General features: G+C 69.0%; 12 protein-coding genes. 10 read left to right on the forward strand and 2 right to left on the reverse strand.

All coding sequences use genetic code 11. The features are described 5' to 3' along the window. The first annotated feature begins 7 nt into the window (after window positions 1-7). The 8 genes from ACVCMI_RS04065 to ACVCMI_RS04100 all read left to right on the forward strand — a co-directional run bounded on the left by ACVCMI_RS04065 (window position 8) and on the right by ACVCMI_RS04100 (window position 10,044). Window positions 8-1,645, forward strand: coding sequence for a DUF6519 domain-containing protein (locus ACVCMI_RS04065; RefSeq protein WP_447097357.1), 1,638 nt, complete (start codon window positions 8-10; stop codon window positions 1,643-1,645). Between the two features lie 55 nt (window positions 1,646-1,700). After that, window positions 1,701-3,200 carry an esterase/lipase family protein gene (locus tag ACVCMI_RS04070; protein ID WP_447097356.1) on the forward strand — a complete coding sequence of 500 codons (1,500 nt, stop codon included), beginning with the start codon at window positions 1,701-1,703 and terminating at the stop codon, window positions 3,198-3,200. Between the two features lie 60 nt (window positions 3,201-3,260). Then, window positions 3,261-4,244 (forward strand): tRNA dihydrouridine(20/20a) synthase DusA, encoded by a 984-nt coding sequence (gene dusA, locus ACVCMI_RS04075; protein ID WP_447097355.1) that lies wholly within the window; start codon window positions 3,261-3,263, stop codon window positions 4,242-4,244. An 81-nt stretch (window positions 4,245-4,325) separates the two neighbouring features. Beyond that, window positions 4,326-4,637: a PepSY domain-containing protein gene (locus ACVCMI_RS04080; protein WP_298851460.1), complete on the forward strand. Its 312-nt coding sequence runs from the start codon at window positions 4,326-4,328 to the stop codon at window positions 4,635-4,637. 1 nt (window position 4,638) lies between these two features. Continuing rightward, window positions 4,639-5,331 (forward strand): response regulator transcription factor, encoded by a 693-nt coding sequence (locus ACVCMI_RS04085; protein WP_136259750.1) that lies wholly within the window; start codon window positions 4,639-4,641, stop codon window positions 5,329-5,331. Beyond that, complete coding sequence (locus ACVCMI_RS04090; RefSeq protein WP_395121329.1) at window positions 5,297-6,718, forward strand: ATP-binding protein; 1,422 nt, start codon at window positions 5,297-5,299, stop codon at window positions 6,716-6,718. The genes ACVCMI_RS04085 and ACVCMI_RS04090 overlap by 35 nt, the downstream gene beginning before the upstream one ends. A 108-nt stretch (window positions 6,719-6,826) precedes the next feature. Further along, window positions 6,827-7,219 carry a hypothetical protein gene (locus ACVCMI_RS04095; protein WP_447097354.1) on the forward strand — a complete coding sequence of 131 codons (393 nt, stop codon included), beginning with the start codon at window positions 6,827-6,829 and terminating at the stop codon, window positions 7,217-7,219. Then, entirely contained in the window at window positions 7,216-10,044 is a 2,829-nt protein-coding gene (locus tag ACVCMI_RS04100; RefSeq protein ID WP_447097353.1) for a zeta toxin family protein, read from the forward strand. Before ACVCMI_RS04095 ends, ACVCMI_RS04100 begins: the two co-directional genes overlap by 4 nt. Window positions 10,045-10,123: 79 nt before the next feature. Here ACVCMI_RS04100 and ACVCMI_RS04105 read toward each other — a convergent pair whose 3' ends face one another. Both ACVCMI_RS04105 and ACVCMI_RS04110 read right to left on the reverse strand, forming a co-directional pair. Beyond that, a complete protein-coding gene (locus tag ACVCMI_RS04105) occupies window positions 10,124-10,909 on the reverse strand; it encodes a M90 family metallopeptidase (RefSeq protein WP_447097352.1) in 786 nt (261 codons plus the stop codon). Between the two features lie 12 nt (window positions 10,910-10,921). Further along, entirely contained in the window at window positions 10,922-11,239 is a 318-nt protein-coding gene (locus tag ACVCMI_RS04110) for a hypothetical protein (RefSeq protein ID WP_447097351.1), read from the reverse strand. Between the two features lie 197 nt (window positions 11,240-11,436). On the opposite strand from ACVCMI_RS04110, the gene ACVCMI_RS04115 reads away from it, so the two are divergent. Then, the gene (locus ACVCMI_RS04115) at window positions 11,437-12,417 is read left to right on the forward strand and encodes a biotin--[acetyl-CoA-carboxylase] ligase (protein ID WP_395116216.1); all 981 of its coding nucleotides are present in this window, start codon (window positions 11,437-11,439) and stop codon (window positions 12,415-12,417) included. Next, window positions 12,414-13,175: a type III pantothenate kinase gene (locus tag ACVCMI_RS04120; protein WP_447097350.1), complete on the forward strand. Its 762-nt coding sequence runs from the start codon at window positions 12,414-12,416 to the stop codon at window positions 13,173-13,175. The genes ACVCMI_RS04115 and ACVCMI_RS04120 overlap by 4 nt, the downstream gene beginning before the upstream one ends. The last annotated feature ends 3 nt before the right edge of the window (window positions 13,176-13,178 follow it).

The following is a 13,178-nucleotide window of genomic DNA, read 5'->3' on the forward strand; positions in this document are numbered from 1 at the left end:
GATCGACATGAAAGGCGACTTCGCACGCGTCAGCTTCGACCCGACCCTGCATTACAGCCAGGTGTTCCAGCAGCAGGGACGCGTGCTGCTGGAGGCGGACTGGAACGAACAGGCGCACATCCAGCTGCACCTGCTGCGCAGCCTGGTGCGCGACCTGGTCGGCCCGTGCTGGGCGGCGGGTGGCGGCTTCGCCATCACCGACAGCACCACCAAGGCCGATGGCAGCAGCAAGCCGTTGCCGCTGACCGACTGGCAGCTGGCGCCGGGGCATTTCTACGTCGACGGCATCCTGTGCGTGAACGAGGCCGCGTGCACGCTGGCGCAGCAACCGAACGCGCCGACCCCCGACTATGGTGTGGCCGACGGGAAGAGCGGTTTCGAGAATCCGCCGGCGGGTTTTGCGCTGTGGCTGGACGTGTGGGAGCGGCACCTGTGCGCGGTGGAAGCGCCGCGCATCGCCGACGTGGCGCTGGACGGCGTCGACACCGCGTCGCGCGCGCAGGTGGTATGGCAGCTGCGCCTGCTCGACCAGCCGTGGGCGCAGCAGCAGCTCGACGACGTCACCGCGGCACTGAAGACGCGCCAGCAGGCCGCCGGCAGTTCTGCCGACGCCGCCGCGATCAAGCAGCAGCTCGCCGAGGTGGCGCAGTTGCGCAAGGGTCTCGACGGCGGCAACCAGACCAACGCCTCGCCCTGCGCGTTGCTGCGCCAGCTGCTCGGCGCGCGTGCGGCGTACGCGTTGCCGCGATTGCGCGCGGAGCTGGCTCCGCAGGAGTCCGATGACGATCCCTGCGTGATCGCCGCCGACGCGCGCTACCGCGGCTGCGAGAACCAGCTGTACCGGGTCGAGATCCACCAGGGTGGGCCGGCCGGCACGGCCAGCTTCAAGTGGTCGCGCGAGAACGGCTCGGTGGTGTTTCCGGTCATGCGCAGCGACCTCGGCGCGGCGGCCGATGACGGCAGTGCGCCGCTCACGGTGACGCTGGCCCGGCTCGGTCGCGATGCCCGGCTCGGGCTGGCGGCGAACGACTGGGTGGAGCTGGTCGACGACCGCTACACGCTGGGGCAACGCGCGTATCCGCTGCTGCAGGTGATCGCGATCGACCTGGCAAGCTGCAGCGTCACCCTGAATGTGCCGAAGAACACCACGCCGTGGCCGCTGGACGACGACCCGCGCCGGCATCCGCTGCTGCGCCGCTGGGACCAGCACGATGCGGTGAGTGCGCAAGGCGTGCTGGCCGTGGCCGAGGGCGCGCCGATCGCGCTGGAGGACGGCATCCAGGTCAGCTTCGAACAGGGCGGGTTGTATGCCACCGGCGACTACTGGCTGATTCCCGCGCGGGTGGCCGGCAACGGCCAGCTCGACTGGCCGATGACGGGTACGGCGCCCGCCGCGCTGCCGCCGCGCGGATTGCATCACCACGCGGTGCTCGGCGTCAGCGGCGACAACGGCGGCTACGACGAATGCTGCTGCCGCTTCGACAGCCTGTGCGAGATGCTGCGTGCCTCGACCAAGGCCACGCCCGGCACGACTACGCACACGTTGTTCGCCGCGCCCACGGCCGGCGCGGCCAAGTCCACGGTGGCGGGTGGTGCCAGGCGCAAGCGAGCCCGCAAGCCGGTGAAACCCGCCGGCCCGGCCTGAGCATCGTCGTGCCGATGTCTTTTCCGCCCGAGAACATCAAAGAGGAAACGGCCCCATGGATCCGCTGACCGCCCCCTACTTCCCGATCATCTACGTCCGCGGCTACGCGATGACGGCGAACGAGATCGCCGACACCGTCGCCACGCCGTACATGGGCTTCAATCTCGGCTCCACCAAGGTGCGCCAGGCCTGGGACGGCACCGTGCGGCGCCACGTGTTCGAATCGCCGCTGGTGCGGCTGATGAAGGACTACGGCTACCGCGACACCTACACCGATGGCAGCGAGATCGACGGCGAGCTGCCGGCGCGCAGCGTGGTGATCTACCGTTACTACGAAACGGCCGATACCGACCTTGGCGACGGCAAGGTGCTGTCGATCGTCGAGGCCGCCACCGGCCTGCGCGACCTGATCCGCAAGTTGCGCGACCAGGTTTGCGGCGCCGACGCGGCGCGGAAGAAGGCATTCCGCGTGTACCTGGTCGCCCATTCGATGGGTGGACTGGTATGCCGCAGCTTCCTGCAGAACGACAAGATCAGCACCGGCGCCGACCGTGCCATGGTCGACAAGGTGTTCACCTACGCCACGCCGCACAACGGCATCGAGATGGCCGGCTTCAACGTGCCGGCGGTGCTCGGCCTGTGGGACATGAACAACTTCAACCGCAAGACCATGGCCGGCTACCTCGGCCTGAAGGGCACGCCGGAGCGCGTGGACACGCTGGACGGCAAGTTCGATCCGCAGCAGTTTTTCTGCTTTGTCGGCACCAATCACCGCGACTACGAAGCCGCGCTCGGCGTGTCGCGCAAGCTGGCCGGCGAGATGAGCGACGGCCTGGTGAAGATCGAGAACGCCACCGTGAGCGGCGCGCCGCGCGCGTTCGCCTACCGCAGCCACAGCGGCGTGTACGGCGTGGTCAATTCCGAGGAGGGCTACCAGAACCTGGTGCGCTTCCTGTTCGGCGACATGCGCGTGGACGGCACGCTGGAGGCCGACGCGCTGCCGCTGCCGGCCTCGGTGCAGAAAGCCAAGGACGACGGCAAGCAGGTGCGCGCCTCGTACTATTTCGAGGCCACCGTGGCGCCGCGCGGCACCAACAGCTACCGCCTGACCGAGCGCCGCCGCGACACTTTCAGCGCGGTGCTGCGCAGCTTCGACGAACTGCTGCGCCCGGCCAACGCCGGGCTGGACGCACCGCGCTCGCCGGTGCTGTTCTCGGCCTTCCTCGACACCAGCAAGATCACCTCCGGCAAGACCGTCGTGTTCAGCGTGGAGCTGACCGTATCGACCACCGGCTACACCATCGACAACAAACTGTGGCTGGACAAGCACGTCGAAGGCGAATACCTGTTCCGCGACACGCTGGTGGTGCGTGCCACGCAGACCGACGAAGGCTGGAACCTGCGCTACCTGCTCGTCGACGAGCAGTCCAGCGAGAGCCTGGGCACCCTGGTCGAGCCGCAGGACGACGGGGGTTACCTCATTCCGCTGTCGTCGCAGAAAGGCTTCCAGGGGCGATTGCGCCTGGTGGTGTCGATGACGCGCGGAAAGGCGTAGCCGCCGCCATGCGGCCCGGCTGCCGCCAGTGCGGGCGGCGGCAGCACGTACACTACGCGCATGAACGATTCCGCCGCCGCCTCGCCGTGGCACTTCAGCGTCGCGCCCATGATGGACTGGACCGACCGCCACTGCCGCTACTTCCACCGGCTGCTGTCGCCGCGTGCGCGGCTGTACACCGAGATGGTGACCAGCGCCGCGCTGGTGCGCGGCAAGCAGCTGCGCCTGCTCGAACACAGCCAGCAGGAACATCCGCTGGCGTTGCAGCTGGGCGGCAGCGAGCCGCAGGAACTGGCACAGGCGGCGCGCTTCGGCGCCGAGGCCGGCTACGACGAGATCAACCTCAACGTCGGTTGCCCCTCCGACCGGGTGCAGTCGGGCCGCTTCGGCGCCTGCCTGATGCGCGAACCGGCCCTGGTCGGCGAGTGCGTGAAGGCGATGCGCGATGCGGTCGAGGTGCCGGTGACGGTGAAGTGCCGCATCGGCGTGGACGACCAGGATGACTACGCAGGCCTGCAGCACTTCACCGAGACCATGCTGGAGGCGGGCGTGCGCGTGCTGGTGGTGCACGCGCGCAAGGCCTGGCTCAAGGGCCTGTCGCCGAAGGAGAACCGCGAGATCCCGCCGCTGGACTACGAGCGCGTGTACCGGCTCAAGCGCGAGTTTCCCGAGCTCGTGGTGGTGGTCAACGGGGGCATCACCACGGTCGAGCAGGTGCGTACCCACCTGGCCCGGCTGGATGGGGTGATGCTGGGCCGTGCGGCATACCACGATCCGTACCTGCTGGCGCAGATCGAGCACGCGCTGCACGGCGAGCCGCTGCCTACCCGGGAAAGCGTGCTGCAGCGCCTGCGGCCCTACATCGAGGCCGAGCTGGCGCGCGGCACCGCGTTCAAGCACATCAGCCGCCACCTGCTGGGCCTTTACCAGGGCGAGCCTGGCGCGCGCGCATTCCGCCGCGCGCTCAGCGAGGGCGCGCATCTGCCCGGGGCAGGCTGGGCATTGCTCCAGCAGGCCATGGCGCCGTGCGCGGCGGCAGCGTGACAGGCGCGCCCCGTCCGGCCAGTATTCAGGCCTGACCTCTTAGGCTGGGCGTTCGCTCAACGCCGGACAGGATATTCACGCATGATCAGGTACAAGAGCATGCTGCTGGCCGCCCTGATCCCGTTCGGGGGCGTGGCGGCGGCGCAGACGGGCAAGCCGGCGGTGACGCTGGATCAGGCGGTGCTCCAGGTGCAGCAGGAAACCGGTGGCAAGGTGTTGTCGGCGGAATCGCGCGGTGTCGGCCGCCGGATGGAGTACCGCATCAAGGTGCTCACCCCGAACGGCCACGTGAAGGTGATGGCGATTTCCTCCGAAGCGAGCAAGAATCCGGGGTCGGCCCAGTCGACCAAGAACCCGCCCGGGCGGAATGCGGGCAGCAAGGAGAAACATTGATATGCGCATCCTGTTGGTGGAAGACGAGGCGCCGTTGCGCGAGACGCTGGCGGCCCGGCTGAAACGCGACGGCTTTGCCGTCGATGCGGCGCAGGACGGCGAGGAGGGCATCTATCTCGGCCGCGAGGTGCCATTCGACCTGGCCATCATCGACCTGGGCCTGCCCAAGATGTCCGGCATGGACCTGGTCAAGGCGCTGCGCGAGGCGGGTCAGCGCTATCCGATCCTGATCCTCACCGCGCGCGGCAGCTGGCAGGACAAGGTCGAGGGACTGAAGTACGGCGCCGACGACTACCTGGTCAAGCCGTTCCACGTCGAGGAGCTGCTGGCGCGCATCAACGCGCTGGTGCGCCGGGCCAGCGGCTGGTCCAAGCCGATCCTGGCCTGCGGGGTGATCAAGCTCGACACCACCGCGCAGACGGTGACGGTGGAGGGCAAGCTGGTCGACCTCACCAGCTACGAGTACAAGGTGCTCGAATACCTGATGCTGCACGCGGGCGAACTGGTCTCCAAGGCCGACCTCACCGAGCATATCTACCAGCAGGATTTCGACCGCGACTCCAACGTGCTGGAAGTCTTCATCGGCCGCCTGCGCCGCAAGCTCGATCCGGAAGGCACCCTGAAACCCATCGAGACGGTACGTGGACGCGGATACCGCTTTGCCATCCCGCGCACCGACGGCGACGACGAATGAGCCATCGCCCGCGCGCCGCCCGCTGTCGCTGGCGGCGCGCGCGGCGATCGCCACCGGATTCGTGCTGGCCGGCTTCCTCGGCCTGGTCGGCCTGACCCTGTCGCAGGCGAACAAGGAGCGTGCGCTGAGCGCGCTGCACGACCGCCTGCAGAACTTCGCGATCGCCTACATCACCAACTTCGACGTCAACCGCTACGGCCGCATCCTGTCGCCGGACACCTCGCCGGATCCGAATTTCTCGCGCCCGGGTTCCGGCCTCTACGCGGTGGCGGTGGGCGACAAGGACTTCCGCTGGGAGTCACCCTCCGCGATCGGCCGTGACTTCAGTTTCCTGGTGCCGCTGGAGCCGGGCGCCAGCCGCTTCGTCGGCCCGATCGACACGCGCATGGGTCGCCTCTACTACTACAGCTACGGCGTGGCCTGGGACACCGAGGCGGGCAAGTCGGTGCGCTTCACCGTGATGGTGGCGCAGACCGAGGATCAGCTCGAGGGCGGCAACATGGCCTACCGGCGCGCGCTGGTGATCTGGCTGTCGATCCTGGGCGTGATGCTGATGGTGCTCCAGCTATTGCTGCTGCGCTGGAGCCTCACCCCGCTGCGCAAGGTGGCCAGCGACATGAGCCGGGTCGAGCGCGGCGACAGCGAGCAGCTGGACAGCCAGTACCCGCTGGAACTGACCGGCCTGACCGAGCGCATCAACGCCTTCATCACCAACGAGCGCGAGCAGCGCACGCGCTACCGGCACACGCTGGCGGATCTCGCGCACAGCCTGAAGACGCCGCTGGCGGTAATCCGCTCGCAACTGGAATCCACCACCGGCGAGGTGCTGGCCGGACGCAGCACGGCGGTGCTCGATCAGGTGCGCCGGATGGACGAACTGGTCGCCTATCAACTGGCCCGCGCGGCCACCTCTGGCCGGCAGACTTTCGCCAGCGCGGTGCCGATCGCGGGCGCGGCCGAGGATCTGGTGCAGGGTCTGGAGAAGGTCTACGCGGCCAAGAACGTGTTGTGCGAGTTCGACATCGGCGAGGGCGCGGCGTTCTACGGCGAGCAGGGCGACCTGCTCGAACTGCTCGGCAACCTGCTGGAGAATGCCTTCAAGTGGGCCTCCCACCGCGTGTTGCTGGAGGTCAAGGCGCAACCGGAGCACGGGCGCAAGCGGCCGGGCCTCTACATCAGCGTGGAAGATGACGGCCCCGGCATCGCCGAGGACAAGATCGAGAAAGTCCTGCAGCGCGGCGTGCGCGGCGACGAGCGCGTGCAGGGCCACGGCATCGGCCTGTCGATCGTGCAGGACATCGTGCACGCCTACCAGGGCGAACTGGTGGTCGACCGCTCGCCGGAACTCGGCGGCGCACGCTTCAGCGTGCGGCTGGCGGCGAGCTGAGCCGCCGCGCCGGGCTGCCGGAAAGCTGGAGAATCTGACAGACCCGTCCCGGAATTCGCGGTAGGCTCGACGAACCGCCCAAGGCCTGGCGCAGGATGCCGGCGATGCGTGGCGCTTCCGATCGACACGACCGACAAGGACATCACGATGCCGAAACTGCCCCCGCCCCCGGTTCCGCAGCGTCTGCGGGAAATGCTCAAGGACTATCCGGGGCACATCGATCGACTGCAGGAGGTGCTGAACTATGTAGTCGAAACGTCCTCAGCGGGCGTTGGGCCGTTTGATCGTGCGATTTGGGTGCTCGAAAGCAGACTGGGAACCTTCATCGACGAAGCCGGCACCGAACTGCACGCCGCTGAAGCCAGTGGCGATGCGGAGGCGATCGCGAGGGCAGAAGCCAAGAATCTGCTTATGGGGCGTGCCCGATCAAAAGGTCGATGGATAGCCGATGACGCGCTGTGGGAGTACTTCCAGGCGAACAAGGAAGCGTTCGAAAAATGAGCTCCTCTGCCGACATCCTCGCCCCTCTGACTCATGCACGCGTGTTTTCCGAAACGGTCGTCCCTCGAAGTGAACTGGACGAAGCGCTGCCTCATGCGCGACCGAAGGCGATTATCTTGGGAGGGCAACCAGGCGCAGGAAAAGGTGGACTGACCCAAGCCGCGATTCACGAGTTTCATGGCGACATAGTCCCCATCGATCCCGACGAACTGCGCGACTACCACCCCCGCGTCCGGGAGTTCCGCTCCGCCCATCCCTACACCTGGTCAAGTCACACGCAAGCCGACGCCGGCCAGTGGGCCGACGAGTTGCGCGAGGCGGCAGTGGCCGGGCGCAAGCACTTCATCTTCGATACTACGCTGAGCAACGGGTCATGGTCGGCCGAGCTGATCCGCGACCTGCAGGCCCAAGGCTACGACGTCGAGGTGCGGGTGGTGGCATCGCCCAAGCTGGAGAGCGAACTGGGCGTCGACAAACGGTTTCTGGACCAGCTCAATATCGACGGTTACGGCCGCCACGTCCCCGAAGGTGCGCGCGACGCGATCTACGACAAGGTGCCGACGAGCCTGGACACGATCCACGCGGAAACGACCACGCCCATCCGCCTCTTCGATCGCGAAGGCCGCGAGCTTTACGACAGCCGCACCGATGCCCGCTCGCCGGGACAGGCGTTGATCGAGGCGCGCGAAGCGCGTCTGCACGATCCGGCGATCACCCGCAGCCTCAAACGCAGTTGGCAGGATCAGCGGCTGTGGCACGAGACGTTGCCCGAAGCGATCACCGACAACCCGAAGGTTGCACCGGACACGGCCCGACGCCTGTTGATCGAGCGCGATGCCTCCAGGGTGGTCGAGGGCGTCCAGGGCAACCTCTCCCGGATCACCCATGTGGACTACACCACCCGGGTCCACCCGAACGTCGTCAAGGGATTGGGCTTCGCCAGCGCCGCCGCCGTCGCCTGGGACGCCACGACCACCGCGCGCCACACGGCCACCCTGCTGCAGCAGGACAACCCGACGGGCGCCGCCTCGGCGGTCGAGCATTTCGGCTCGCGCAACCTGGGCATGCTCGGCGGCGCACTGCTGGGGGCGCAAGTCCTGGGCGCGGCGGGGATCGAGTCCGGCCCGCTGGATCTGATCGTCGCTGGCGTGGGAGGCATCGGCGGGGCGGTTGCCGGCGACAAGCTGGTCGACTGGCACGACCAGCACAAAATCCACAACCAGACCGATGCACAAGGCCGCAGCTGGCACCACGACCCGCAGCATCCGGAACACGGCTGGACGCGCGAGGTGCCCACCGGCGAGATCGGTTATGCGCCCAACCATCCGGTGGTCGGCTACGGCGTCATGCCCACGCCGGGCTGGCGCAGTGTCCGGGCCGATCCCGCGCTGGCTGCGCAACTCACGTTTCAAGCCAACAACACCGCGGTGGAACTGGCCCTGGCACACCCGGCCCCACCGCGCGATCCGTACACCCAGCCGGCCAGTGCGCAAGACACATCCAGCCGGCTTCCCGCGCCATGGCAGCGCGATGCCGCCTCGGGAGCGTGGTCGCGCACGGTCACCGACGCCGTACTGGAGCACGGCCTCAAGAGCACGCACGTGGAAACCGCCACGCCGTCACGCACCGCCGCCCTGGATGCCGCCGCGCATGCCACCCTCGCCGACAATCTGGCGCACTCCCGCCGCGGCATCGCCGCGCGCTATCAGGCGATCTACGCGCAACGCGGCTGGCAACAGCTCGGCCCCCTGCCCGATGCGGTAACCGACGCACTGCATGCGCCCACGAACATCTTGGACGCCTCCGACGGCCATGCTTACACCCGCGACGCGCGGGGCCACTGGAGCACGCCGGGCCGGCTGTGGGGTCGGAACGCGGCCGAGGGCAACCTGCGCGCGGAGCTCGATGCCACCGCGCAGCTGATCTCCACGACCTTCGCCATGCACGCGGCAACCCACGCCACGCAACAAACGCCGGCGCACGCCGCCGTTCCACCCATCCCGCCGCACCTGCACGACTTCCGCCATCCCGGCCACCCTCTGCACGCGAGCTACGGCACCCTGCTGCAGCACGTGCACGCGATGGAAGAGCGAGTGCGGATGGCGCACGGCGAGCACAGCGAGCGGGCGGCAGCCGCGCTGCTGGACCGGCACAGCGCCGACCGCCTGGGTCCGGCGGCGCGGGTCGAGCTGCACGGCGAAGGCAAGGCCATGGCGATGCATCTGGTCACCAACGAGCGCGCGCCCGGGAACACCTACCTTACCGTCGAGCGCCGCACCCCGGTCAGCGTGTTCGACGCGGTGGCCCGGTCAGTCGACGACGCCAGCCGCGACTGGTCGCGGCGCGAACTGCCGCATCTGTACCAGTCCCCAGTGCGAGTGGCCGAGACGCCGTCGCGCGATCCGTCGTCGCTCGAACCTTGCGACCTGCGCCGCCCGGACCACCCGCGCCATGCCGCATTCGTCAACATGCGCGAACACGTCGGTGCGGCCTATGCCCAGTACGGCATCGCGCGCAGCGCCGATCAGCTCGATCGCGCCACCGCGGCCGTCATGCTCGATCGGCCGGTACACGCTCGCCAGCCGGACCAGGTGCAGCTGTTGCCCGGTCCGCAGACCGGCCGCATCGGGCCGGACAGCGGCGTGCTGACCCGCGACTCCTCATCGTTCCTGCCCTGCACCACGACCACCCACGCCGCGGCCATGCAACAGCCACCGGAGGCGATGTTCCGGCAGCTCGACCAGCTGACCATGCTGCAGAGGCAACAGGCGCAGGTGCAACAGGCGCAGATGCCGATGCAGCCGGCGCAGGCGATGGGGCGGTAGGAACACTCGCTCGCGTGGATTGCAGCAGCGCGGTGCGGCTGTCATCCGGACAGCTGTGCAGCCATGCATGCCACTTCCCTCAGCGACGGCACCCGCCAGCGAGTTCCTCGCCGTCGGCGGGCGAGGGGCCGTAGAACGCGTGCAGCAGTTCGGCCACCGCCGGCTCGGTTTCGCGCAATACGGCTGGCTGCGAGTAGTGCAGCTCGCTGACCACGGCGAAATACTCGCCGGCGCTTTCGGTCGCGTAGTGGTCGATCGGCGCGTGGCCGGGGCCGGCGGCCAGCAGGCGGTCGTAGGCGCGCTGGAACTCCCCGATCCAGCGCCGCCGCGGAATCTCGCGCAATGGCGGCACGCCGTCGGGCGGGCCGTCGAGCATGTCCAGCTTGTGGGCCATCTCGTGCACAACCACGTTGTAGCCGTCCCACGGCTGCTCCAGGTCCAGTTGCACGTCGGCCAGGGACAGCACCAGCGGGCCATGCTCCCAGGCCTCGCCGATCAGCACCTCGTCGCTCTCGGTGACCACGCCGGTGTGGTCGTCATGGTGGCTGCGGCGCACCTTGAACTCGCCCGGGTAGATCAGCACGTCGCGCCAGCCGCGCAGGCTGGTCGCACCCTGCTGCAGCGCCGGCAGGCAGGCCTGCATGGCAATCAGCAATCGCCAGTAGTCGTCCAGTACCGCGCCGGCCAGCGCGTGAAAACGCTTGCGCGCCAGGAAGATGCCGGCGAGCTGGCGCAGTTGCAGTTGTCGCGCGGGGTCCAGCCGACGCGCCAGCGGACAGGCCGCCAGGGCGCGCCGCCACAGCGGGTCGGCGATCGGTGCAGGTTCAAAGTGTGCCCGCAGGGATGTCCACCAACGGCGCGGCATGCCGCCGAACGCTTACTGGATCGACCCAGGCAGCAGCGATTGCCAACCCAGATGTGGCCGGGGCGCAGGGGCCGGTGCCGGCGAAGCCGCGCCGGAACGGTCGTTGCTGCTGCGCACGGCGCCGCTGGTGCTGCTGCTGCCGGGGCTGCTGTTCTCGCGGTTCATGCCCAGCACGTCGCCGGCGATGCCGTCTTCGCTATCGTGCGATGACGCGTTGCTTGCGGTTGGGCTGCCGCTGTCCACGCCCCGGCTATCGAGGCTGGCCGCTGCTGTCGCGCCGGCGAAGGCGAGGCACAGGATGCAAGCGATGATCCGGTGGGTGGCGCGCATGGCAGTGAAACTCCCCAGGCCGCAAGCGAAGAATCCGATCGTCGCAGAAACCGGGCGCTGCTGCCAGTGCAAGCGGCGGGCGCGCGTGCCGCAGTGCAGCGTGCGGCAGGCTAGAATGATTCGATGGTTCTTTTCTCCACCGTTCCCCTGCCTCGCGCTGCCCCCACGGCGCGCGCTGCCGCGCGCCGGGTTCGCTGATGCAGCCGCTGCAATTGCTGGCCTTGCTGGCTCCCGGCGCACCGCTTTCCGGCGCGGCGCTGGCCGAGCGCAGCGGGGTGACCCGGGCGGCGATCTGGAAGCAGGTCGAGGCACTGCGTGCGCGGGGCGTGCCGGTGCAGACCCGCGGCCGGGCCGGCTATTGCCTGCCGTGGCCACTGCAGATGCTCGACGCGCAGCGCATCCGCGCCGCCTTGCCGGCCGATGTCGCACGCACGCTGGGTACGCTGGAAGTGCACGACGAGCTCGACTCGACCTCCAGCGAACTGCAGCGGCGGCTTGCCGATGCAGCCGACCTTTGCGTGGTGCTGGCCGAATCGCAGAGTGCCGGGCGCGGCCGGCGCGGTCGCGACTGGCTGTCGCCGCCGGGGTTGAACATCTATCTCTCCTGCCTGAAACGATTCGGTGCGGGCTTCGCGGCGCTGGGCGGCCTGTCGCTGGCGATCGGCGTGATCGTGCTGCGCGCGCTGGATGAACTGGGCGTTGCCGGTGCGGGGCTGAAATGGCCGAACGATGTCTTGGCCAGCGACGGCAGCGGCAAGCTGGCGGGCATCCTGGTCGAGCTCAGCGGCGAATTCCAGGGGCCGTGTTCGGCGATCATCGGCATCGGACTCAACCTGCGCCTGACCCCGGCCCTGCAAGGCCAGGCCGGCCAGCCGGCCACCGACCTGGCCAGCCTGTGCGCGGGCGCGCCGCCGGATCGCAACCGCGTGGCCGCGGCGCTGATCGCTGCGTTGGCGCAAGGCTTGGCCGAGTTCGAGCGCGAAGGCTTCCACGCCTTCGCCGCCGACTATGCGCGCCACGACCTGCTGCGCGGCCGGCCGCTGCAACTCAGCGGAGCGCTCGGCACGTTCGACGCACTCGGCGCAGGCATCGACGCGCGCGGCGCCTTGCGGGTGCAACTGCCTGACGGCAGCGAGCGGCGCATCGACAGCGCCGACGTCACGGTGCGCCGCGCATGAGACTGCTGCTGGATCTGGGCAATTCGCGCCTGAAATGGGCGCTGCAGGGACCGTCGCCCGCATGGCTGGCGCAGGGCGTGCTGGAGTGGCGCGAGGATCTGGCCACGCTGCCGGATGCGGCGTGGGCGGGTTTTCCGCGATCGACCCAGGTGGTCGGCGCGTCGGTGGTCGACGACGCGCGCGAGCAGCGCGTTGCCGCCGTGCTGCGGCAGGCATTCGACAGCGCGCCCGAATGGCTGCGCACCCCGGCCAGCGCCTGTGGCGTACGCAATGCCTATGCCGAGCCACAGCGGCTGGGCGTGGATCGCTTCCTCGCCATGGTTGCCGCGCATGCCGCCCATCGCGAGCCGTGCGTGCTCGCCAGCGCCGGCACCGCGCTGGTGCTCGATGCGCTGGCCGCCAATGGCCGGCACCTGGGCGGGTTGATCGCGCCGGGCGTGCAGCTGATGCAGCGCTCGCTGCTCGATGCGACTGCGCTGGTGCGCCCGCAGCGACCCGGCGACATCCTGCAGCTGGCCGACAACACCGCCGATGCGGTGACCTCCGGCTGCTGGCAGGCCGCCGCCGCACTGATCGAGCGCTTCCATGCGCAGATGCGTCCGCGCCTGGGCGGCGAACCGGCGCTGATCCTCGACGGCGGCGATGCGCCGCGACTGGCGCCGTTGCTGTCGCTGCCCGTGCAAGTCGGCCAGGACAGCGTGTTGCGTGGCCTGGCATTGTGGGCGGATGCGCACATGCCGACGCCGGCCAGCCACTAGAAT

The sequence above is a fragment of the Rhodanobacter sp. UC4448_H15 genome (assembly GCF_052978265.1).

Bases quoted from the DNA above. Each gene is read 5' to 3' on its own strand.
- ACVCMI_RS04070 (WP_447097356.1), top strand. From the start codon at position 1,701: ATGGATCCGCTGACCGCCCCCTACTTCCCGATCATCTACGTCCGCGGC.
- ACVCMI_RS04085 (WP_136259750.1), top strand. From the start codon at position 4,639: ATGCGCATCCTGTTGGTGGAAGACGAGGCGCCGTTGCGCGAGACGCTG.
- dusA (WP_447097355.1), top strand. From the start codon at position 3,261: ATGAACGATTCCGCCGCCGCCTCGCCGTGGCACTTCAGCGTCGCGCCC.
- ACVCMI_RS04115 (WP_395116216.1), top strand. From the start codon at position 11,437: ATGCAGCCGCTGCAATTGCTGGCCTTGCTGGCTCCCGGCGCACCGCTT.
- ACVCMI_RS04080 (WP_298851460.1), top strand. From the start codon at position 4,326: ATGATCAGGTACAAGAGCATGCTGCTGGCCGCCCTGATCCCGTTCGGG.
- ACVCMI_RS04110 (WP_447097351.1), bottom strand. From the start codon at position 11,239: ATGCGCGCCACCCACCGGATCATCGCTTGCATCCTGTGCCTCGCCTTC.
- ACVCMI_RS04120 (WP_447097350.1), top strand. From the start codon at position 12,414: ATGAGACTGCTGCTGGATCTGGGCAATTCGCGCCTGAAATGGGCGCTG.
- ACVCMI_RS04105 (WP_447097352.1), bottom strand. From the start codon at position 10,909: ATGCCGCGCCGTTGGTGGACATCCCTGCGGGCACACTTTGAACCTGCA.
- ACVCMI_RS04100 (WP_447097353.1), top strand. From the start codon at position 7,216: ATGAGCTCCTCTGCCGACATCCTCGCCCCTCTGACTCATGCACGCGTG.
- ACVCMI_RS04065 (WP_447097357.1), top strand. From the start codon at position 8: ATGAAAGGCGACTTCGCACGCGTCAGCTTCGACCCGACCCTGCATTAC.